The organism is Klebsiella sp. M041, assembly GCF_059759695.1.
This window is the reverse complement of record NZ_JCAXWU010000005.1, coordinates 234660-256693: the sequence shown is the minus strand read 5'-3', so window position 1 is coordinate 256693 and position 22034 is coordinate 234660. Positions and strand designations below refer to the sequence as shown.

Annotated in this window: 20 protein-coding genes; 4 read left to right on the top strand and 16 right to left on the bottom strand. The window is 58.6% G+C overall.

Translation table 11 applies throughout. The features are described from left to right. Positions 1-33: 33 nt before the first annotated feature. The 8 genes from AC6CWS_RS08485 to AC6CWS_RS08450 form a co-directional block, all read right to left on the bottom strand. Positions 34-1398 (bottom strand): MFS transporter, encoded by a 1365-nt coding sequence (locus AC6CWS_RS08485; protein WP_023288603.1) that lies wholly within the window; start codon positions 1396-1398, stop codon positions 34-36. Positions 1399-1557: 159 nt separating this feature from the next. Next, a complete protein-coding gene (locus AC6CWS_RS08480) occupies positions 1558-2736 on the bottom strand; it encodes a Gfo/Idh/MocA family protein (protein ID WP_023288604.1) in 1179 nt (392 codons plus the stop codon). Between the two features lie 333 nt (positions 2737-3069). Beyond that, entirely contained in the window at positions 3070-4431 is a 1362-nt protein-coding gene (locus tag AC6CWS_RS08475) for an MFS transporter (protein WP_017898923.1), read from the bottom strand. A gap of 10 nt (positions 4432-4441) precedes the next feature. Next, entirely contained in the window at positions 4442-5260 is an 819-nt protein-coding gene (locus AC6CWS_RS08470; RefSeq protein WP_065882828.1) for a sugar phosphate isomerase/epimerase family protein, read from the bottom strand. A 29-nt stretch (positions 5261-5289) separates the two neighbouring features. After that, positions 5290-6996, bottom strand: a complete 1707-nt coding sequence (locus AC6CWS_RS08465; RefSeq protein ID WP_065882827.1) for an FAD-dependent oxidoreductase — start codon at positions 6994-6996, stop codon at positions 5290-5292. Positions 6997-7006: 10 nt separating this feature from the next. After that, entirely contained in the window at positions 7007-7327 is a 321-nt protein-coding gene (locus AC6CWS_RS08460) for an NIPSNAP family protein (RefSeq protein WP_004204812.1), read from the bottom strand. Between the two features lie 13 nt (positions 7328-7340). After that, entirely contained in the window at positions 7341-9017 is a 1677-nt protein-coding gene (locus AC6CWS_RS08455) for an FAD-dependent oxidoreductase (protein ID WP_065882826.1), read from the bottom strand. Beyond that, complete coding sequence (locus AC6CWS_RS08450) at positions 9014-9835, bottom strand: shikimate dehydrogenase family protein (protein WP_044521259.1); 822 nt, start codon at positions 9833-9835, stop codon at positions 9014-9016. Before AC6CWS_RS08450 ends, AC6CWS_RS08455 begins: the two co-directional genes overlap by 4 nt. A gap of 152 nt (positions 9836-9987) precedes the next feature. On the opposite strand from AC6CWS_RS08450, the gene AC6CWS_RS08445 reads away from it, so the two are divergent. Continuing rightward, the gene (locus AC6CWS_RS08445) at positions 9988-10746 is read left to right on the top strand and encodes an IclR family transcriptional regulator domain-containing protein (RefSeq protein ID WP_065882825.1); all 759 of its coding nucleotides are present in this window, start codon (positions 9988-9990) and stop codon (positions 10744-10746) included. Between the two features lie 38 nt (positions 10747-10784). Here the strand turns inward: AC6CWS_RS08445 and AC6CWS_RS08440 are convergent, their stop codons facing one another. The 8 genes from AC6CWS_RS08440 to AC6CWS_RS08405 form a co-directional block, all read right to left on the bottom strand. After that, positions 10785-11117 (bottom strand): hypothetical protein, encoded by a 333-nt coding sequence (locus AC6CWS_RS08440; protein ID WP_023288611.1) that lies wholly within the window; start codon positions 11115-11117, stop codon positions 10785-10787. A gap of 248 nt (positions 11118-11365) precedes the next feature. Further along, positions 11366-12253 carry a heme o synthase gene (cyoE, locus tag AC6CWS_RS08435; RefSeq protein WP_002891629.1) on the bottom strand — a complete coding sequence of 296 codons (888 nt, stop codon included), beginning with the start codon at positions 12251-12253 and terminating at the stop codon, positions 11366-11368. A gap of 11 nt (positions 12254-12264) precedes the next feature. Then, positions 12265-12594, bottom strand: coding sequence for a cytochrome o ubiquinol oxidase subunit IV (locus AC6CWS_RS08430; RefSeq protein ID WP_002891634.1), 330 nt, complete (start codon positions 12592-12594; stop codon positions 12265-12267). Continuing rightward, on the bottom strand, positions 12594-13205 hold the full coding sequence (locus AC6CWS_RS08425; RefSeq protein WP_002891635.1) for a cytochrome o ubiquinol oxidase subunit III: 612 nt from the start codon (positions 13203-13205) through the stop codon (positions 12594-12596). Before AC6CWS_RS08425 ends, AC6CWS_RS08430 begins: the two co-directional genes overlap by 1 nt. Further along, positions 13195-15186 (bottom strand): cytochrome o ubiquinol oxidase subunit I, encoded by a 1992-nt coding sequence (gene cyoB / locus AC6CWS_RS08420; protein WP_004204804.1) that lies wholly within the window; start codon positions 15184-15186, stop codon positions 13195-13197. The genes AC6CWS_RS08425 and cyoB overlap by 11 nt, the downstream gene beginning before the upstream one ends. A gap of 19 nt (positions 15187-15205) precedes the next feature. Then, positions 15206-16150, bottom strand: coding sequence for a cytochrome o ubiquinol oxidase subunit II (gene cyoA / locus AC6CWS_RS08415; protein ID WP_004204802.1), 945 nt, complete (start codon positions 16148-16150; stop codon positions 15206-15208). A 479-nt stretch (positions 16151-16629) separates the two neighbouring features. Next, positions 16630-18105 (bottom strand): muropeptide MFS transporter AmpG, encoded by a 1476-nt coding sequence (gene ampG, locus AC6CWS_RS08410; protein WP_065882824.1) that lies wholly within the window; start codon positions 18103-18105, stop codon positions 16630-16632. A 43-nt stretch (positions 18106-18148) separates the two neighbouring features. Continuing rightward, positions 18149-18727 carry a lipoprotein gene (locus AC6CWS_RS08405; RefSeq protein WP_004204800.1) on the bottom strand — a complete coding sequence of 193 codons (579 nt, stop codon included), beginning with the start codon at positions 18725-18727 and terminating at the stop codon, positions 18149-18151. Positions 18728-19029: 302 nt separating this feature from the next. Here AC6CWS_RS08405 and bolA point away from each other — a divergent pair, with 302 nt between their 5' ends. From bolA to clpP, 3 genes are all read left to right on the top strand, one after another. Then, positions 19030-19347: a transcriptional regulator BolA gene (bolA, locus tag AC6CWS_RS08400; protein ID WP_002891649.1), complete on the top strand. Its 318-nt coding sequence runs from the start codon at positions 19030-19032 to the stop codon at positions 19345-19347. A gap of 345 nt (positions 19348-19692) precedes the next feature. After that, entirely contained in the window at positions 19693-20991 is a 1299-nt protein-coding gene (gene tig, locus AC6CWS_RS08395; protein ID WP_023288613.1) for a trigger factor, read from the top strand. A 309-nt stretch (positions 20992-21300) separates the two neighbouring features. After that, positions 21301-21924 (top strand): ATP-dependent Clp endopeptidase proteolytic subunit ClpP, encoded by a 624-nt coding sequence (clpP, locus tag AC6CWS_RS08390; RefSeq protein WP_002891804.1) that lies wholly within the window; start codon positions 21301-21303, stop codon positions 21922-21924. Positions 21925-22034 lie beyond the last annotated feature (110 nt).

The following is a 22034-nucleotide window of genomic DNA, read 5'->3' as shown; positions in this document are numbered from 1 at the left end:
TGACAGCAAAAAGCGGGGAATTCCCCGCTTTTTTTATACCCCTTTGATGAGCTGCTCTATCTCGAAGCGGTTGGTGACCTTGCTGTCGATTTTGATATACACCGATCGCTCTTCGGGCACCACCAGCGCCTGATGAACCCCGCTGGCGCTGAGCAGACGCGCCTGCAGCGCGCTGTCGACCACCACGCCGTCCGGTACCTCCACCCGCAGACTGCTGACGTAGGGCGGCTCGCTCATGGTGCTGGCCACCAGCAGCCACAGCATCGCCAGCAGCGCGCCCAGCAGAAACACGGTCTGTGAATCAAAGAAACCATCTACCCAGCCGCCAAGGGCGCCGCCAATCGCCACCCCGAGGAACTGGCTGGTGGAGTAGACGCCCATCGCGGTGCCTTTATAGCCCGCCGGCGACTCTTTGCTAATCAATGACGGCAGTAGCGCTTCCAGCAGGTTAAACGCCAGGAAGAAGAGCTGAACGCCCGCTACCAGCTCCCAGAAGTAGCCTCCGGCGCCCCAGAGGACAATTTCGGCAATCAGCAGGATGGCCACGCAGAGCAAAAAGACGCGCTTCATCTTGCGCTTCACTTCGGCGTAGATAATAAACGGCACCACCGAGATGAAGGAGATAACCATGGTGACCAGGTAAATCTTCCAGTGCTCGGCGGCCGGGAAGCCGGCGGCCTCCAGCTGTCCGGGAAGCGCGACAAACGTGGACATCAGCATGATGTGCAGGCACATGATGCCAAAGTTGAGCTTCAGCAGGCGCGGCTCCGCCAGCACCTTGCTAAAGCAGCCCTTCACCATCCCGGATTCGCGGTTAAGCACATGATTCTGGCTGTTGGGAACCACCCACAGGGTGAGCAGGATGCCGACGGTCGCCAGGATGGCGATCATCCAGAACAGGGCGTGCAGGCCCAGCTGATGGGTAATAATCGGCCCCAGCACCATGGCGATAGCGAAAGTGACGCCGAAGCTGACGCCAATAAACGCCATCGCTTTGGTGCGGTTCTGTTCGCGGGTGAGATCGGAGAGCAGGGCCATGACCGCGGCGGCGATGGCGCCGGAACCCTGCAGGGCGCGGCCAAGAATGATGCCCCAAATGGAGTCGGTGAGCGCGGCGATGACGCTGCCGAGCACGAAGATAAGCAGGCCGCCGACGATCAACGGCTTACGGCCAATACGGTCAGATAACAGTCCGAAGGGGATCTGGAACACCGCCTGCGCCAGACCGTAGATGCCGATCGCCAGGCCAATCAGCGCTTCACTGGCGCCCTGCAATGCCATGCCATACGTGGTCAGAACCGGCAGGACCATAAACATGCCAAGCATGCGCAGGGAGAATACCGTCCCCAAACCCCAGGTCGCGCGCAGTTCCCCTGGCGTCATTTTGTTATCGTTCATTACCACCTCAATATAAAAACTGCGCCTAGTGTAGCGGCGGGGGGTAAGAAGCGTAAATAAATGTTTGTTTAACAGATATTACGGGGCTGTTGCGCGATGCGACAAGTTGGTAAAAATCAATAAACCAGTGGAGGGGGACTCCACTGGCGAGGGGGAAAATTAAGGTAAAGTAAAGTCAACCCACTGGCTGCCGGCATCAGCCGATTTGACGCACTGCTCGACCCAGTAGACGCCGTGCAGCCCGGCTTCGACGTCCGGATACCAGAAGTCTTGCAGGAAGGCGCGATCGTCACGGTCCGTGGCGTCAATCGCCTGCGCATAGCGGCGATAGAGGTTGGCCCAGGCTTCAAACAGCCCTTCCGGGTGGCCGCCGCCGATGCGATCGTCCGCCAGCGCGTTTGCGCTCAGGTAGGGCATCCCGCGTTCCAGAATGCGCGCTGGCTCGCCCTGCACCTCATAGCTGAGCTGGTTAGGATGCTCATCCCACCATTCGATACTCGCCTTTTCGCCGACGATGCGCACTTTTTGCGAGTGCATGGCGCCGCTGTTCACCGCGCTGGTCCACATCGAGCCAACCGCGCCGTTGTCATACTCCATCAGGACAAAGGCGTTATCTTCCAGCGGCGCGCGGGAGGGGACAAAGCTCTGGCGGGAGCACATCAGCCGTTTGATATTGAGCTGCGGCGCCATGGTTTCGGCGACAAACAGCGGATGGGTGGCCAGATCCCCCAGCACATAGCTGGGCCCGGCGAACTTCGGCGTTACGCGCCAGCGGGTGGATTCTGCCTGCAGCTCGACGGCCTGGTTATGAAAGCCGTGGGCGAACTGCATATTGACGATGCGGATCTCGCCGAGCAGCCCATCGGCAATCATCTGCCGCGCCTGCTGGATCATCTGATAGCCGGCGTAGCCGTAGGTGACGCCGACGATTTTGTTCTGTTTTTTGCTCAGGTCCACCAGCTCGCGCGCCTCTTCGGCGGTAAAGCAGAGGGGCTTTTCACAGATGACGTGGAGGCCCGCTTCCAGCGCCGCTTTGGTGATGGCGAAATGGGTATTGTTCGGGGTGGTGACTGAGACGACCTCGATCCCGTCAGGACGGCGGGCTTCTTCACGAAACAGGGTCTGGTAGTCGGCGTAGCAGCGCTCCGGCGCGATGCCCAGCTGCTCACCAAACGCGCGCCCGCGCTCGGCATCAACGTCAAGCGCGCCGGCCAGCAGGGTGTAAACATTGTCACGCAGCGCCGCACAGCGGTGGCTGTAGCCGATCTGGCTGGTTCCCCCGCCGCCGACCATGCCCCAACGCAGGGAACGGGATAAGGGTTTCAGACCGTTTAACATGGTGCTCTCCTTTTTGAAATCATTCGCACTCTGAGGCGCTCAATGCCGACGCCTGCGGCAACGCGCATCCGGATAAACTGACCTAAACTTAAGGAAATGTTTGTTCTGTTTCAATTGTTACTTGGAATTTATTTTTCATATATGCGAAGGGGATCGAATAAGCAGAAGTTTATTTTGTGCTGGCTTGAAGAGAGGGGAGGGGAAACAGCGGCAATGGGTGCAGGCCGGACGGTTGCGGAGTACTTTTCGTTACACGGCAAGATGAAATAAATTTTCTTTTTAGCCGCAATGCGCGGTGCAATCCGCAGATTGCACCGGAGGAAGGATACCGTATTACGCTCCGCGCACAGAGGCGGGGGCTGGCGAAGCGGCGGGAGGATTACCCGCGGCGAAGATGCCCTTCGCCGCCAGGCCTGCGACGGTGAGGGCAGCCGGGATGCCGAGGATCAAAAAGACGCTTTCGAAGGGCAGGTTGAGCGCCATCATCTCAGCGCCGGCAAAGGCGCTGAGGATCGCGCCGATCCGCCCGACGCCGTGCATCCAGCTGGAGCCGGTCGCCCGCGCCTGCGTGGGGTAGTAACGGGCGGAGAGGGCGTTCATGCCCGTATTGGCGCCGTTCAGGCAGGCGCCGCTGATAAACGCCAGCATACAGAGCAAGGCAAAGCTGCCCGCGGCGTAGCCCATCGCCATGGTAAACAGACCGCCGACGGCGTAGATCATTCCCAGCGCGCGATGGGGATTGATGCGGTCCATCAGCCAGCCGGCAAACAGCGAGCCGAGTGTGCCTCCCGCCTGGTAGATCGCCGTCATCACGGCCGCCTGGCTGACGGTAAGCCCGACCTCCTTAACCAGCGTTGGCAGCCAGCTGCCGAGAATATAGACCAGGAACAGCCCCATAAAGTAGACCAGCCATAGCATCAACGAGCCAAAGCCGTACTGGCGGGAGAGCACAATGCGCATCGCGTTGCCGGCCGCCGGCTGCGCCGGCAGGATAAACGTCACGTTGTCGCTGATTTGTCCGGGATAAAGACGATTAAGGATGGCGCGAATGCGCGCCGCTGGCGCTTGTTTGATCACCAGAAAACGAACCGATTCCGGCAGCCGCCAGATAAGCAGGGGGGCGAACAGCAGCGGCAGAATGCCGCCGAGCGCCATCAGCGAGTGCCAGCCAAACTGCGGGATCAGCCATGATGCGGTAAATCCTCCGGCCGCCGCGCCGAAGGTGAAGCCGCAGAAGATAACGGTAATAATAAATGAGCGCTGCCGTTCCGGGGCGTATTCCGACACCAGCGTCCCGATGTTCGGCATCGCGGCGCCCAGTCCAAGGCCGGTCATAAAGCGGAAGAACATCATCTGCTCAATGTTGTGCGAGAAGGCGGTGGCGATGGTCCAGAAGCCGAAGAAGAAGACGCTGTTGATGATGATCTTTTTGCGTCCCAGCCAGTCGGCGAGCGGGCCAGAGAAAATAGCGCCCAGCGCGAGGCCGATCAGCGCGGCGCTGATCACCAGGCCCAGCTGGTGGTTGCTTACCCCCCACTCCAGCTTCAGCGTCGGGGCGATAAAGCCCATGATCGCGATATCAAACCCATCGAGAGCGATAACGCAAAAGCCGAGAAAAATAATCTGCTTTTGAAAGCGGCTCAGCGGGTTACGGTTAATTAACTCTCTGACATCCAGGCGTTGAGTCTGTGTCATAGCGGATTCCTTATGCGCAGGAGCGCAGGTAGGGCTGCGCGGCTGTGAACAGTAATTGCGCCCGCTGGAGGGGCGGCAGGGCGCCCTGCTCGCCGTCGAGCGGCACCTCGAGGGAGACCGGCAGCGTCGCCGGCAGAGCCGACATCAGACCGTACAGATCCAAACCGCCTTCCCCCGGCACGTTGCGCGCTGAGCGGGCCTGGCGGATGAGCTCCTGCTCGCTTTCCGGCCGCTGCGCCGCGCCATCGCAGAGCTGCATATAGTTCAGATGATGCGCGGGCAGGCTGGAGAGGGCGGCGAGCGATTCTCCCGCGCGCCAGAAATGAAGGGCGTCCACCAGGATGCCAATATCCTCCCGCCCGCTGGCGGCGATCAGCGCCTGCGCATCGGCGATCGTGCGCAGCTGGGTCCAGGGCATTGGCTCAAGGTTCATGGTCAGGCCAAACGGGCGGCCGGCCGCGGCGAGAGTGGCCAGGTTGTCGGCGCTGCGCTGCAGGTTGTCGTCATTCCCGGCGACTAACACCTGCCCGGCGCCAAGCCGCGCGGCGGTCTCCATAAAGCGCTGCAGCCGATCGTCGAGGGTAAACCCCGGGCTCAGGCGGACGATCTCCACGTCCGAGACGCGGATGCCGGTTTCCATCAGCGCGGCCATGGTCGCGCGGACGGCGGGGGTATCGCCCAGCATATCGTAGTCCGGATCGGCGGGAGTGGCGGGCAGCAGCCGCAGACCCACGTGGGTAAAACCGGTTCTGGCCGCTATCCGCACCTGTTCGGGGGGAGAGACATCGAGCAGGCTCAGCGCGGCGAGCGATAGGGTACGCATGTTCATAAATGGCTCCGGTTCAGTTGCAGGTGAAGTTAGCCAGGGGTATTGCCGTCCCTGGTTTTTATTGTGTTTTCAGCCAGTTTTTTGCCCACCAGGTAGCCGAAGGTCATCGCCGGCCCGAGGGTGATCCCTCCGCTGGGGTAATAGCCGCGCATCACGCTCGACATGTCGTTGCCGATGGCGAACAGGCCCGGTATCGGCTGCTGCTGCCCGTCCAGCACCCGAGCGTGTTCGTCGGTTTGCAATCCGCTGAAGGTGCCCAGCGAGCCGGGCAGAATGCGCACCGCGTAGAACGGCCCTTCGCGCAGCGGTCCGAGCGTCACCTGATGGTCACCCTGCGCGCGGTTATAGGCCGATGCGCCGCGGTGAAAATCGACGTCTTCACCGGTGCTGGCGAAGTGATTAAAGCGTTCAACGGTTTCCGCCAGCGCATCGGTATCGATGGCGCAAAGTTTCGCCAGCTCGGCCAGGGTGTTTCCTCGCAGCAGATAGCCGGTACGCAGCCAGGCGGTAGGGGTGAACGGGAAGGGCCTGGCGTGGCCCAGGCCATAGCGGCGCAGCGCGCGCCGATCGGCCAGCAGCCAGGCCTGCGGCGTGTCGCCCACGGGCGTCGCCGCCAGCAGGGCGGCGATAAAGTCGTGATAGGAATCGGCCTCGTTAACAAAACGTTTGCCGTTAGGCAGGACGGCGATCACCCCGGGCTTGGCTCGCTCCACCAGATGGGGAAACATCAGCTGCTGGCCGCTGGCGAGGGTGACGCGGGACACCGGCGCCCAGGCCAGCGGGTGGCGCAGGCGGGTATCGAACTGGCCGCCGACGGATTCGCCAAGGCGGATCCCCTCGCCCTGATTGTCAGGCGGCGCGGCGGAGAAATGGCCGTAGCCCTCCGCGGCGTGAGGCACCACCTGCGCCAGGCGCTGCCGATCGTGAGGAAAACCGCCGCAGGCCAGCACCACGGCGCCCGCTTCGACGTGCATCTCCCCGTCATCGCTGCGCAGCACCGCGCCGGACACGCCCTGCGGCCCCTGCAGCAGCCGAACCGCAGGCGCATTGAGTTGAAAGCGCACTCCGGCGTCGAGGGCGGATCGCAGCAGACGGGCGACCAGCGCATTGCCATTGACCAGATGCTGCCCCCGTCCGGCGCGCAGCCGCTGCCAGCCGTGGCGCAGCAGGCGGCGGGCGGCATACAGCGCGGAGCGCGGCGAGCGGGTGGCGTTAAAAAAATGCGCCATGTCCGCGCCGCCGGCGATGCCCATCCCGGCCAGGCTGATGGTTTCCAGCGGCGGGCGCAGTCGGTGGAGCCAGTCGCCGAGCAGGCGGCCATCGTAGGGCTGAGCGGTCACCGACCGCCCACCGTTCGCCGCGCCCGGCGACGCGTGAAAGTCCGGCATAGCGCTGCCCGACAGAAACTTCACCGCCGTCCGCTGATGAAAAAAATCCACCATTTCCGGCCCGTGACGCAGGAAGGTCTGCAGCCGTTCGTCGGCGGCTTCGCCCCCCATCTCATGCTGCAGATAGGTCAGCGGAGCATCGGCCGCTTCGTCGATGCCCTCCGCCCGCGCCAGCGGGTTGCGGGGGATCCACAGCCAGCCGCCGGACCAGGCGCTGGTTCCGCCGAGCACTGACGCCTTCTCCGCCACCATGACGCTGGCGCCGTGCATTGCCGCGGTGACCGCGGCAGAGAGTCCCGCCGCGCCGGAGCCGACCACCAGCACATCTACCTTCACAGGCCCGCTCATGATGGACTCCTTACTGCAATGGTGAAAAAGCAGTGGGGCGCATCAGCACCGACTCGAGGCGCTCCACGGCGGCCAGTTCGCGATTTTTCCGCGAGAAGGTCTGCCAGCGCTCGTCCTGGGCCATCCGCGCGCGGCGTACCAGGCGATCGTCCAGGCTTTCGTAAGCCCAGATGTGCACTACCTGATTGACCACGCCGATCTCGGTAAAAAAGAAGCCGATCAGTTTGCCGAGATGGTCAGTTTGCACCGCCAGGGCATCGCTTTGGTACAGCGCCAGCCAGTCGGCCATTTTCAGCGGATTGATGGTGTAGGTGCGTTTTTCGTAGATCATGATGTTTTCCTGATTAGTGGGTGGCGGGTTGCGCCAGATGGCAGGCGGCGAGGTAGCCAAACGTCAGCCCCGGGCCAAGGGTGATGCCGGGACCCGGGTAGGTGCCGGCCATCAGCGAATCCATGTCGTTTCCCACCGCGTACAGCCCCGCGATAGGCTTTCCTTCGGCGTTGACGACCTGGGCATCGGCGGTGGTGACCAGACCCCGGGAAGTCCCCAGATCGCCGGTATAGAGTTTGATGGCATAGAACGGCGCGCTGAGCAGGGGAGCGTTGCAGGCGTCAGGGTGATGGCCCGGATCGCCCATCGCCCGGTTATAGCTGTTGCCGCCTTTGGCAAACTCACGGTCCACGCCCTGCGCGGCGTCACGATTGTAGCGGGCGACCGTCTCGCTCAGGGTGTGGGCATCCAGCCCAAGCTGCTGCGCCAGCGCGGCCAGGGTGTCGGCTTTGTGCAGATAGCCGGCGGCGATCAGGGCGTCATTGTTCACCGGCGCCGGGCGCGCCAGCCCGAGGCCGTAACGCTTCATCGCCTGGGCGTCGCACAGTAAAAAGCAGGGGGCATTCTCCGCAGCACGCTGCATCGCGCTGGCAAAATGGTGATAGGAGCTGGACTCATTAACGAAGCGTACCGCCCGCTGATTGACGGCAATCACGCCCGGCTTGGCCCGGTCGGTCACCAGGTGGGGGAAGCGCTCCTCGCTGCCGTCGGCCCGGGTCAGCACCGATACCGGCGCCCAGAAAAAGTTGGATGCCCGATCGGCTCCCTCGCGAGCGTTAAGCGCCGCCGCGAGACGCAGCGCGGCGCCATCATTGGCCGGCGGCGACATGGTGAAGTGCTCTCGGGTGTCAGGCCGATAGCGCGCCGCCAGCGCGCCAGCGGCAAAACCGCCAGCGGCCAGCACCACTCCTCGCCGGGCGTGCAGCGTCTCTCTTTGCCCCTGACACTCGATCTCTACCCCGGTGACCGCGCCTTGCGCTTCGCGCAGCGCCAGAACATTGACATTCAGCCGCAGGCTCATGCCTTTACGCAGCGCCGTGGTCGCCATGCGGGCAATCAGCGCATTGCCCATCGCCAGGCGGGTGCCGCGAGGGTATGTCACCCGGTCGCGGGCGTAGCGCAGCAGCAGTCGGGTGCAATGGGCCAGGGAGCGCAGCGAGCGACGCATATCGAGAAAATGTTGAATGTCGACGCGGTTGACCATCATTCCGCCAAACAGCAGCATCCCCGGCGGCGGCGAGCGCAGGTCGCGAAACGCGTCCCCCAGTTCACGGCCGTCATACTCCACCACCTCCAGCGCCCGACCGACGTCGACGGCGCCGGGCTCATCCGGATAGTAATCAGGTGAGAGTGGGCGCAGGCTATATTTCACCGCCCCCTCGCGCTCCAGAAAGGTGAGGGCCTCTCGCCCGGCGCTGATAAACGCCTCGGCGATATCTTCGCGGTAGTGGGCCTCGCCGATAATGGTTCGCAGATAGGTTTTGATCGCTTCGGCGCTACCGCTTTTGCCCGCGGCGCGCGCTTGGTCAGTATCGTGCAGCCACACGGCGCCGCCAGAGATGGCCGAGGTGCCGCCGAACTGACCGGCTTTCTCCAGCATCAGCACCGACAGCCCTTTGCAGCAGGCGGTGACCGCGGCGGCAAAGCCAGCGGCGCCGCTGCCGATGACGATCACATCCCAGCTCTTCATGCCGCCGCTCCCTGCGCCGGCGGGATGGCGCCGATAAACTGGCCCATCAGCGTCATCTGCGCCAGCGCCATTTCCGGCCCGGTCTGTACCCGGCAGCCGCGGGCGGCGGCGAAGGTGAGCAACGGCGTCATCACCGGGGCGGTGACAACGTCAGCCACGTGGGTGGCGCTGTCGAGGGTCTCCAGCAGCGCCTGCGGCAGGGGCAGCGCATCAAATCCGGCCATGCCGGCCGGCGAGCCGTTGACCAGCAGATCGACGCCGTGCAGGGTGTCCGGCAGCGCGCTCAGTCGCACCGCCGGAAAGGCTTCAGCCAGAAGGTCGTGCAGGCGTTGCCGGGTGGCGGGGTTTTGATCGTGCAGAGCCAGCTGACGGAGCCCCGCCTCGCACAATCCCCAGGCGATGGCGCTGCCGACGCCGCCGCAACCGGAGAGCAGCGCCTGCTTACCTGCCGGCTGAAAACCCTGAGCCTCGGCGGCGAGCAGAAAGCCGACGCCGTCCAGCATATCGCCCTGTAACCGGCCATCCGCCAGCTTGCGGATCACATTGATGGCGTTGAGTCGGCGGGCGCGCGGCGTAAGCTCGTCGACCAGCGCGGCGGCGCGTTGTTTATGCGGCACCGTCACCAGCACGCCGCTCATGTTCTGCCAGCCGCGCAGGGCGTTGAGGTAGGCGGCCACCGCGTCCGGGGCGATATCCACCGGGATCATGACGCTGTCCATGTGCTGTTCGGCAAAGTAGCGGTTGAAGTTATCCGGTGATTTCACCTGGGCGATCGGATGACCAATCACGGCGACAACCTGGGTAGTTCCACTGACCATTGCAAACCTCATTTGTTAAATGAATGTTGTGAAAGTATTTCAGTGGAAGCTGGGAGCGACAACGCAGAATTCGGACATGTTGGTTGTTAATCGCACGATAGCTGCGATAATCGCAGGAAATCGATAATGATGTTGCAAAAATGTGAGCGAATATGCAAAACGCCATTCATCCTCGCGATCTGATCGTCGGTTTACAAAAAGGGTTGGCGCTCATCCAGCTTTTTTCTAAAACCTGCCCAAAGCTCACCGTCGCTCAGGCGGCGAAAATGAGCGGTCTGACGCAAAGCGCGGCACGACGTTTTCTGTTGACGCTGCTGCATGAGCGCTATTTGCAAACCGATGGGCGCTATTACTGGCTTACCCCGAAGACGCTGCGGCTTGGTCAGGCCTACGTCGATTCGGCGCAGTTTCCCCGCATGGTGCGGCCGATTGTCGAATACATCGCCAGCCGGACCGAGGAGCACGCCTCGGTGGGGGTGGTGGATGAAGATGAGCTGGTCTATATCGCCCGCAGCCGTCACACGCCATTTAACTCCACGTCGGTTCGGCTTGGGGAGCGGGTGCCCATCTTTTGTACCGCCGGGGGGCGGTTATGGCTGGCTTCGCTGCCGGAAGCAGAGTGTGAAGCGGTTCTACAGCGCATTACCCGGGAACAACGCACGCCTTATACGGTGACCGACGTCGCGTCGTTGATGGAGAAGATTGCCCAGGTGCGGCGTCAGGGGTATGCCACTATCGAGCAGGAGTTTGAGATTGGTATGCTGGTGCTGGCGGTACCGTTAACCGACAGGGAAGGGACCTGGTGGGGAGCGTTAAGTCTGACCAGTCATCAATCGCGGACTTCGCTGGACGCGTTATGCCGCGACCACCTTGATCTGCTCTATAGCGCGCAGGCGATGCTGGTGGGTTAAACAGGGCAGCCGATGCGCTGCCCTCGGCGAGACGTCGCTTAGGCTGAAGCTTTGTTGAGGAAGCTGCTCCAGTCGCTGGCGGCGTTATCGACAAAGGTGTTCCAGCTGGTGCCGGCGGTATTGACGAAGCTACCCCAGTTTTCCTTACCGGTGGTCACAAAGGTTTCCCAGTTTGTCTGACCGGTCAGGAAGGAACCAAACGCCATCGCGCTGTCGCCAACGAATGAGGCGAAGGCGGTACCGGAGGTGAGGACAAACGAGGTGAAGCCGACGGCAGAGTTGGCGACAAAGCTGGCGAAGCCGTTGGCCGCACCGAACAGGTTAAAGCCGCCGGAGATGTACTCCATTTCGTTCAGTGTTAATTCTTTCATTGCGATTCCTTGTAGTGAATATTTCCCAAACGGGTGTAAAACCGAGGCGAAAAGTAGCATCGCGGGCGCGTGCGGCGCGAGCGATACCCGGTTAGCACAAGCTCATTTTTTCCTCATTTTTTGGCGTGAGATAGCGAAACCGATGCGGGGGAGGGGAGGGGAAGTATGAAATGAGAAAGGAACCAATTTAAAACAGAAAAGAAAAAGCCCCGTCAAAACGGGGCTTTATATCGTACTGGAGAGCAAGATTATCTCACGTAAGCCAGCAGGCTATGTGAATCCGGCACCATAAAGTCAACGGACATCATCACGGACAGCGCAGTGATGGCGACGATGGAAAAGACGAACAGCTTGCGCGCCCAGACTTTGTCATCTGCCACTTTGTAGCCACGCAGCGCCATACCCAGCCACCAGACGCTGACCGCTGCCGCCACGACCAGGTATTTATACCCGGCGTAACCGCCCAGCGAGAGCATCAGGGTCGCAACGGCAAAGGCGACGATGTACAGCGTAATATGGTTTTTGGCGACCGAAATGCCTTTCACCACCGGCAGCACCGGAATATTCGCCGCCTGATAATCCTTAAAGCGGAAAATCGCGATGGCGTAGGAGTGAGGCATCTGCCACAGGCTAAAGATAGCCAGCAGGATCGCCGCACCGCTGTCGAAATCACCGGTGACCGCGCAGTAGCCAATCACCGGCGGCGCTGCGCCGGAGAGTGAGCCAATCAGCGTGCCGTAGACAGAGTGGCGTTTCATGTACAGGCTGTAGACGCCGACATAAACCACGAACCCCATCACCCCCAGCCAGCAGGCCAGCGGATTTGCGCCGAACCACAGCAGCATAAAGCCAGCAATACCCAGCAAGGTGGCGTACACCAGCGAAGCTTCTGGCGAGATCAGCCCTTTGACCAGCACCCGGTTTTTCGTCCGTTCCATCTTACGATCGATGTCCCGGTCGATGTAGTTGTTGAATACACAACCCGAGGCGACCACCAGGGATACTCCAAGGAGCGTCCAGACGAACAGCGGATAGTCGATGTGGCCTTTGGAGGCCAGCAGGAAACCGCCGATCACGGAGATCAGGTTGCCAAAAATAATGCCTGGTTTCGTAACTTGCAGGTATTGCTTAAACATACTCGCCGCTCTTAGTGCATCATCATGTTGTAGTTCAGGTTCCACATAATCCAGATGGAGCCGACAACCACGATCGCAATGATGATTACGGTGAAGATAAATGCGGTCAGGTTCCAGCCTTCATCGGACTTGCTGTTCATATGCAGGAAGTACACGAGGTGTACCACGATCTGCACCACAGCGGTCACCAGAATGGTGCCAAGGATAACCGCATGCGAGGCGGAGCCACTCATCACCATGGCGAACGGAATGACCGTCAGGATGATGGACAGGATAAATCCTGTCATGTAGCTCTTCACGCTGCCGTGAGAAGCGCCGCTATGATCGGTAGAATGACTCATTACATCGCCCCCATCAGATAGACAACCGAGAACACGCAGATCCACACGACGTCCAGGAAGTGCCAGAACAGGCTCAGGCACAGGATACGCGTGCGGTTAGTGCTGGTCAGGCCACGACGTGAAACCTGGAACATCAGCACCGCCATCCAGATAAGGCCAGAGGTCACGTGCAGACCGTGGGTGCCGACCAGCGCGAAGAACGCGGACAGGAAGCCACTACGATCCGGACCAAAGCCTTCCATGATCAGGTGATGGAATTCATAGATTTCCATCCCGATAAATCCGGCGCCAAACAGCCAGGTCAACGCCAGCCAGGAAACCACCTGGCTCTTGTTGTTTTTGTACATGGCGATAGCCGCCATGCCGTAGGTGATGGAGCTGAACAGCAGCAGTGCGGTTTCAACCAGAACGAACGGCAGTTCGAAAATATCTTTGCCAGTCGGTCCGCCGGCCGTGCCGTTCACCAGAACGGCATAGGTAGCAAACAGCGTAGCGAAGATAATGCAGTCGCTCATCAGGTAGATCCAGAAACCGAATACCTTCATCGGTCCTGTATCATGGTGCCCGTGTTCATGCGCGTGGGCAGTATGCGCAAGAGTATCAGTTGCCATTTTTCAGCCCTGCTTTGTTAATCTCATCGAAATGCTGTTTTTCCAGTTTTTCGACTTCTGCAACCGGTACGTAGTAATCCACGTCCTCGTCAAAGCTCTTAATAATCCAGGTCGCTACGATGCCGATGAAGCTGGCGATCGCCATCCACCAGATATGCCAGATCATGGCGAAACCAAATACCGTCGCGAAGGCGGCAATGACGATGCCGGCGCCGCTGTTTTTCGGCATATGAATTTCTTCATAGTGAGCAGGCTGTTTGTACGCTTCACCTTTCTCTTTCATTTCCCAGAAGGCGTCACGCTCGTGAACCTGAGGAACGATAGCGAAGTTGTAGAACGGCGGTGGAGAAGAGGTTGCCCACTCCAGCGTACGGCCACCCCACGGGTCACCGGTCAGGTCACGGTTCTGATCGCGGTCGCGAATAGAGACGTAGAACTGAATCAGCTGGCACAGGATACCGCAGGCGATCAGCGCCGCACCGCAAGCTGCAACAACCAGCATCGGGTGGAACTGCGGATCGATCTGCTGGCTCAGACGACGGGTCATCCCCATGAAGCCCAGCACGTACAGCGGCATAAATGCTACGAAGAAGCCGATGATCCAGAACCAGAAAGCGCGTTTGCCCCAGGTTTCGTTCAGGGTGAAGCCAAAGGCTTTCGGCCACCAGTAGGTCAGACCTGCGAAGCAACCGAATACCACGCCGCCGATGATAACGTTATGGAAGTGCGCGATCAGGAACAGGCTGTTGTGCAGAACGAAGTCCGCGCCCGGTACCGCCAGCAGCACGCCGGTCATCCCACCTACGGAGAAGGTCACGATAAAGCCGATAGTCCACATCATCGCCGAGTTGAAGACGATGCGACCCTGATACATGGTGAACAGCCAGTTGAAGATCTTAACCCCGGTCGGGATCGCGATAATCATGGTGGTAATACCGAAGAAGGCGTTTACGTTCGCGCCGGCACCCATGGTGAAGAAGTGGTGCAGCCAAACGATGAACGACAGAACGGTAATACAGACGGTTGCCCACACCAGAGAGGTGTAACCGAACAGACGCTTACGCGAGAAGGTCGCGGCGATTTCGGAGAAGACCCCGAACACCGGCAGAACCAGGATGTACACTTCCGGGTGACCCCAGGCCCAAATCAGGTTGATGTACATCATCATGTTGCCACCCATATCGTTGGTAAAGAAATGGGTGCCCAGGTAACGATCCAGGGTCAGCAGCGCGATGGTGACGGTCAGAATTGGGAAAGAGGCGATAATCAGGATGTTAGCGCACAGAGATGCCCAGGAGAATACCGGCATCTTGAACATGGTCATGCCCGGGGCGCGCATCTTGATAATGGTCACGAAGAAGTTAATACCGGTCAGGGTAGTACCGATACCGGAGAGCTGCAGCGCCCAAATCCAGTAGTCGACACCTACGCCAGGACTGTACTCAATTCCCGACAGCGGCGGATAGGCCAGCCAACCGGTCTGCGCGAACTCACCGACGCCCAGAGACAGGTTAACCAGAATCACGCCCACAACGGTGAACCAGAAGCTCAGGTTGTTGAGGAACGGGAAGGCTACGTCGCGTGCGCCGAGCTGAAGCGGAACCACCAGGTTCATCAGACCGATAACGAACGGCATCGCCACGAAGAAGATCATGATAACGCCGTGGGCGGTAAAGATCTGATCGTAGTGATGAGGCGGCAGGAAGCCTGCTTCCCCGGCCGAGGCCAGCACCTGCTGGCTACGCATCATGATGGCGTCAGCAAAGCCACGCAGCAGCATGACGATTGCCACGATAACGTACATGATACCGAGACGTTTGTGGTCGACAGAGGTCAGCCACTCGTTCCATAGGTAGGACCACTTACCGAAGTAAGTGATTGCCGCCAGAAGCGCCAGTCCCCCAATGATAATCGCAGCCACCGTTACCACGATAATAGGTTCGTGGTAGGGCACTGCATCCAGTGTAAGTTTTCCGAACATCGTTTTCTTCCTCGGCCCCTTAGTGAGCGGTTTCCGCGTGGCTCATGTCCATGCCTTCCATCCCGTCGTGAGCGGCATGCTCGCCTTCAGGTTTGGACATGTTCATGCTCTCGTGAGACATGAATTTGTTCACAACATCTTTGAACAGATCCGGCTTCACGTTAGAGAAGTATTCCACTTTGTTATATTCGCTAGGCACAGCCACTTTCTCGAACGCGGCCATAGAGTCCATAGCGTTCGGAGACTGTTTCGCTTTTTCAACCCACTGATCGAAAGTTGCACGATCCGGGGTAGCAATCGCTTTGAACTTCATACCAGAGAAGCCCGGGCCACTGTAGCTAGCGGAGATACCGTCATAAGTACCAGCTTCGTCAGCAATGAGGTGCAGCTGAGTCTGCATCCCGGCCATTGCGTAGATCTGGCTGCCTAAGCGCGGAATAAAGAACGAGTTCATCACCGAGTTAGAGGTCACTTTGAAGTGTACCGGTACGTTCGCCGGGAAGGCGATTTCGTTAACGGTAGCAATACCCTGTTCCGGATAGATAAAGAACCATTTCCAGTCCATCGATACGACTTCGATGGTGATTGGTTTCTCGTCATGGACAAGCGGTTTGCTTGGCTCCAGTGCGTGAGTGGTTTTCCAGGTCAGAACGGCCAGGAACAGGATGATCAGAATAGGTACCGTCCAGACCACAGCTTCCACTTTATTGGAGTGTGACCAGTTCGGGCTATACTTCGCATCTTTATTGCTCGCGCGATACTTCCAGGCAAATCCTACTGCCATCAAGACGGCGGGAATAACGACAATCATCATCAGGCCGAAGGCCGTCAGAATCAAAGAGCGTTGCTCCAGTCCAATCTGTCCTTTTGGGTCAAGGAGTGCAGAATCACAACCACTGAGTAATACAGTACCTGCGATTAATGACATCCATCCCAAACTTTTATTGTATTTCCTGAGTCTCATTGAACGACCTCAATTCCACGGGATCTGGTGGCGTTTAAAGTGTACGGGCATTTTACGGTAAGGTTGCATTACTGTAAACATGATTGGATCTCTGTCAGTTCTGTGTTAGCGGCTTCTGCTTGCTTTGTCACATATGTTACGTAGTGTTACGTAATCGCTTGCAAAGCCTGATTTTCGTGGGATCGATAACGAAAGGGATAAGAAAAGGAGTGCTTAGCGGCGAATGGGCATAACCACCCAAAAATTAGAACAATTGTTTAACATTTAATTATCAAATAAAAGACATTGTGGAAACGTAAAATAAAATCGGCTTAGCTGAATCGGTTAAATTATTTAAAGAATCGAATAAAAACTGTCAATAATTTCCAGAAAACAAAAACGCACAAAACAACAAATAGCGCGGCGGGCAATATAAAAGCGTTAATAAGCCGTTATAATTACGTTTCGTAATTACAACGGCTAATAATGATGCAGCGTCCTTAAATCAGGTGGGTTTTACGCAGCGCCAGGTAGTCGAGCAGGCCGCCGAGCAAAATACCGCCAACGGCCGTCAGCGCGGCAACCTCCAGCAGGCCGGACAGGAAGCTGAACGACGTATAATCCAGCGCGTTGAGGATCAGCAGACCCAGCCATACCGCCAGCAGCAGGCAGCCCAGCGTCAGGATCCCCAGCGCCAGCGCATAGGCCTGCGGGTATTCGCGACGCGGTATAAAGCTTGCCGTGCGTTGGGTATGCTCGAGCGTTTGCCGGCACAGCAGCAGCAGCGCGATCCCCGGCACCGCCGCGACCACAGAGAAGAGATAGAAGGTGGACCAGCCGTGGGCCTCGACGAACCAGCCGGCGATCGGCCCGACGTACACGCGGCCAACCGCGGACAGCGCCGAGAGCAGCGCGAACTGGGTGGCGGAGAACGACTTGTTGCACAGCGTCATCAGCAGCGCCACAAACGCCGCCGTGCCCATTCCCCCGCACAGGTTCTCAAAGAATACCGCGGTCGCCATGGAATAGAGGTGCTTATCGGTAATCGACAGCAGCCAGTAGCCGGCGTTGGAGACCCCCTGCAGCAGACCGAAGATCAGCAGCGCCCGGAACAGCGTCAACCGCTGCATCAGGACGCCGCCGTACAGGGCGCCGAGAATGGTGGCGAACAGGCCTAAGGTTTTGTTCACCATCCCCACTTCACCGGCGTCAAAACCGACGCCGCGGATGAGAAAGGTGGTGGTCAGGCTCATGGCAAACGCATCGCCAAGCTTATAAAGAACGATGAGCAACAGAATAAGCCAGGCGTTGTTACGGCCGAAAAAATCACGCAGCGGCGCAACCACCGCCTGCTCCAGCGATCGGGGAACCGGGATGACGTCGCTCGGCTCGGGCGCCAGCAGCGTGGCGATGATGCAGGGCACCAGCAGCGCCGCCATCAGCCAGTACATCCCCTGCCAGCCGAGATAGCGGTCGGCGAGCCACAGGGCCAGACCACCGGAGACCAGCATCCCGAGGCGATAGCCCAGCACGCTGATCGCGGCGCCGGCGCCGCGCTCTTCCGCCGGCAGAACGTCGGTTTTCCAGGCGTCAAAGACAATATCCTGCGACGCTGAACAGAAGGCGATCACCACCGCCAGCGCCGCCATCCAGCGCAGCTGGGAGACGGGTTCAAGAAAGCCCATCGCCGCGATGGCCAACAGGAGCAGGATCTGGGTGGTTACCAGCCAGCCGCGACGTCGGCCGAGGAACGGCGGCGTGTAGCGGTCCATCAGCGGGGACCAGAGAAATTTAAAGACATAGGCCTGGCCGACCAGCGAGAAAAAACCGATCGTTTTCAGATCGATATTTTCCACCGTCATCCAGGCCTGCAGGGTACCGGAGGTGAGGGCCAGCGGCAGACCGGAGGCGAAGCCGAGGATCAGCAAAATCGCTGATTTAGGCTGCTGAAAAATGCGTAAGTAGTGACTGGACATAGCATAAAGCACGAACCCGGCGGAGGCCGGGTTCGTGGTGGCATTAACGCGCGTTTTGCTTGATGAAATCGTGAATGCTGGTGTCCTGCGCCATATCGGCGATGGTATCGGTCAGGACGCTGTTGACGGCATCAGCGATGTTTTTGTTCGAGGCCTGGAAGGCGCCTTCAACCGAGTAGCTGGCGCGGTAGTTTTTGGTCATCTTCGTGCCGTTTGCCGCGGTGGCGATGATGGCGATATCGGCTTTGGTGGCGATGTTGTAGCGCACGTTGCCCTGGGAGACGTCAGCGTAAAGTTTGTTGACGATGATCTGCAGATCGACTGCGCCGTTCGGGCCAATCATATAGCCGCGCGCGGTCATTTGTTTCTCCAGCACTTCCTGCAGCAGGAAGCGCAGGTCGCGGGAGGCGGTGAGGGTGACCTGTTGGTTGTCGCGCGTCACTTTCGCCAGCGCCTGGTCCGGACGCTGGTCGGCGCCGTTGATGCTGACGGTCACGCCCATCAGGCTCGGATCCTGCTGCGGCAGCGTGATTTTCGGCGATACTTCAATGGTGGTCGGCGGCGTGGCGCATCCTGCCAGCATAAACATGGCGACCAACGGGAAAAGGATCTTCTTAAGCATGTTCAGGTCTCAACGCATGGTGTTGTTATAAGGAAAATTACCGCCATCATAGCATTGCCAACGGCAAGGGGAAGTGGCAACGCGTGTAAATCCATCGCCCTGGCGGTTTTCTGAGCGCCCCGCTACGGTTAATCGCTCTTTCCCCGGCGGATCTGGCGACCAGAGCCAGTAAACGTGATACTTTTGAATGAAAATATCAGAACAATGCTAATTTTTTGTTGTTTTCTCCTAATGGAAGCGGTAAAAGCGGCTAACATTTAAAAGGAGTGGCGGCATCTCAGCGTTGTCGGAGGAGAAAATTCATGATGATACGTGAACAGATCGAAGCAAAACTTAGAGCAGCGTTCGACCCGATGTATCTCGAAGTCGTGGATGAAAGTTATCGTCACAACGTCCCTGCGGGCTCTGAAAGTCATTTTAAAGTGGTGTTAGTGAGCGATCGCTTCACTGGCGAGCGTTTCCTTAATCGCCACCGTATGATCTACGGCACGCTAACCGAGGAGCTGTCGAATACGGTGCACGCCCTGGCGTTGCACACCTACACGATTAAAGAATGGGAAGCGCTGCAGGATACGGTTTTCGCCTCGCCGCCGTGCCGCGGCGCGGGGAGCATCGCCTAGAAATCCCATTTGCAACCGCTGGCGCTTTTCCAGTATGTTGCTTGCAGATTTAGCAAAAACGGCCTACGGGCCGTTTTGTTTTGCCTGGAAAATGCGCAAAGTCAGCGCTTTTGCGGACAAAATTGAGCGGGAAATGTGAAAAATGCCGCAGCACCAGGCGACAACCGTTCTCGACTCACAAAAGTGATGCCGCTATAATGCCGCGTCTTATATATGAATGTCTTCGGGATGATTCTGACGACAGGGAATGTGTTTCTGATTTGAAGAGGGCATCCCGGTTCTGCGAAGCCACCTACACGCGCTTCCAGAGTTGACCGAGCACTGTGATTTTTTTGAGGTAACAAGATGCAAGTTTCAGTTGAAACCACTCAGGGCCTTGGGCGCCGTGTAACGATTACTATCGCCGCTGACAGCATCGAGAATGCTGTCAAAAGCGAGCTGGTCAACGTAGCGAAAAAAGTTCGCATTGACGGCTTCCGTAAAGGCAAAGTGCCGATGAATGTTGTTGCTCAGCGTTATGGCGCATCCGTTCGCCAGGACGTGCTGGGCGACCTGATGAGCCGTCATTTCGTTGACGCGATCATCAAAGAAAAAATCAATCCGGCCGGCGCGCCGAACTACGTTCCGGGCGAATACAAACTGGGCGAAGACTTCACCTACGCGGTAGAGTTCGAAGTGTACCCGGAAGTTGAACTGCAGGGTCTGGAAGCGATCGAAGTAGAAAAACCGGTTGTTGAAGTGACCGACGCTGACGTTGACACCATGCTGGAAACCCTGCGCAAGCAGCAGGCCACCTGGAAAGACAAAGAAGGCGCAGTTGACGCGGAAGATCGCGTAACCATCGACTTCACCGGTTCCGTAGACGGCGAAGAGTTCGAAGGCGGCAAAGCGTCTGACTTCGTACTGGCGATGGGTCAGGGTCGTATGATCCCGGGCTTCGAAGACGGTATCAAAGGCCACAAAGCGGGTGACGAGTTCACCATCGACGTGACCTTCCCGGAAGAGTACCACGCTGAAAACCTGAAAGGTAAAGCGGCTAAGTTCGTTATCAACCTGAAGAAAGTTGAAGAACGTGAACTGCCGGAGCTGACCGAAGAATTCATCAAACGTTTCGGCGTGGAAGATGGTTCCGTCGCTGGCCTGCGCGCTGAAGTGCGTAAAAACATGGAACGCGAGCTGAAAGGCGCTGTGCGTAACCGCGTGAAGTCTCAGGCTATCGAAGGTCTGGTTAAAGCTAACGAAATCGACGTTCCGGCGGCCCTGATCGACAGCGAAATCGACGTGCTGCGTCGCCAGGCTGCTCAGCGTTTCGGTGGCAACGAGAAACAGGCTCTGGAACTGCCGCGTGAGCTGTTCGAAGAGCAGGCTAAACGCCGCGTAGTGGTTGGCCTGCTGCTGGGCGAAGTGATTCGCACCAACGAGCTGAAAGCTGACGAAGAGCGCGTGAAAGGCCTGATCGAAGAGATGGCTTCTGCTTACGAAGATCCGTCAGAAGTGGTTGAGTTCTACAGCAAGAACAAAGAGCTGATGGACAACATGCGCAACGTGGCGCTGGAAGAGCAGGCTGTTGAAGCCGTGCTGGCGAAAGCCAAAGTGTCTGAAAAAGCCACTTCCTTCAACGAACTGATGAACCAGCAGGCGTAATTTCGCCGCGATGGTTTAAGGTTCGGGCAAAAACCCGTTGCCGAAAGGCGGCGGGTTTTTTTTTAGGATAATGCCAGCCTCAGGCACGGTGCTAAAACGCATTTACCATGATAGCGTTACAGCAAAAGCTTGTTATGCTTGAAATATGGCAACGCCATCCCCATTACCGGGGGAGGCAACTGCATCCGCAATTGCACGCGTGTTGAAGAGGCGGTGACGCGTTCAGCGGATAGAAACTGTGGCTGATAATCCGTCCGTAAGGTTACAATCAGTGCAGCAGGTATTTTAAAATTACTCCAGGAGACGGAAATGTCATACAGTGGCGAACGAGACAACTTTGCACCCCATATGGCCCTGGTGCCGATGGTCATTGAACAGACCTCACGCGGTGAACGTTCTTTTGATATCTACTCCCGTCTGCTTAAGGAACGCGTCATTTTTCTGACCGGCCAGGTCGAAGACCACATGGCAAACCTGATCGTGGCGCAGATGCTGTTTCTGGAAGCGGAAAACCCGGAAAAAGACATTTACCTGTACATTAACTCTCCGGGCGGGGTGATCACCGCCGGGATGTCGATCTATGACACCATGCAGTTCATCAAGCCGGACGTCAGCACCATCTGTATGGGACAGGCCGCGTCCATGGGCGCGTTCCTGTTGACCGCCGGGGCGAAGGGCAAGCGTTTCTGCCTGCCGAACTCCCGCGTGATGATCCACCAGCCGCTGGGCGGCTATCAGGGGCAGGCGACGGATATTGAGATCCACGCCCGTGAAATCCTGAAGGTGAAAGGACGCATGAATGAGCTGATGGCGCATCATACCGGCCAGTCTCTTGAGCAGATTGAGCGTGACACCGAGCGTGACCGCTTCCTCTCTGCTGCGGAAGCCGTGGAGTACGGACTGGTCGACTCTATTTTGACCCATCGTAATTGATGCCCGAGGCGCAAGGGTGCCGCTTTACGCTGCATCCTTCTCGCCACGTCTGCTAAGCGGTTGGCATTTTTCCGGAGGCTTGCCGGGCAGGCAGGCGGCCGGTAGCTTCG